The 300-nt window shown below is 47.0% G+C and carries 1 pseudogene; it reads right to left on the reverse strand.

The annotated features are described in order from the left end of the window. Positions 1 to 300: pseudogene (locus tag ABR854_RS25935) on the reverse strand (gliding motility-associated C-terminal domain-containing protein); the annotation flags it as partial.

The following is a 300-nucleotide window of genomic DNA, read 5'->3' on the forward strand; positions in this document are numbered from 1 at the left end:
GCATTGATGCTGCTACCTGTTGCATTCGTACTCCATTTCAAGCTACCTGCACAACCTGTTGCTGTCAACGTTGCTGTCTCTGCATTACACAAGCTATTCTTATTGCTGCTGATTACTGGAGCTGCTGGGCTGCTGCCTGTTGTGATAACTACTACATTGCTCAATCCACTTTCGCCACAACTGTTGATACAGGTCGCTGTGTATGTACCTGCGGTGCTTACACTGATGCTGCTACCTGTGGCATTCGTACTCCATTTCAAGCTACCACTGCAACCTGTTGCTGTCAATATTGCTGTTTCT

It is taken from the genome of Emticicia sp. W12TSBA100-4 (assembly GCF_040253585.1).
Lineage (GTDB): Bacteria > Bacteroidota > Bacteroidia > Cytophagales > Spirosomataceae > Emticicia.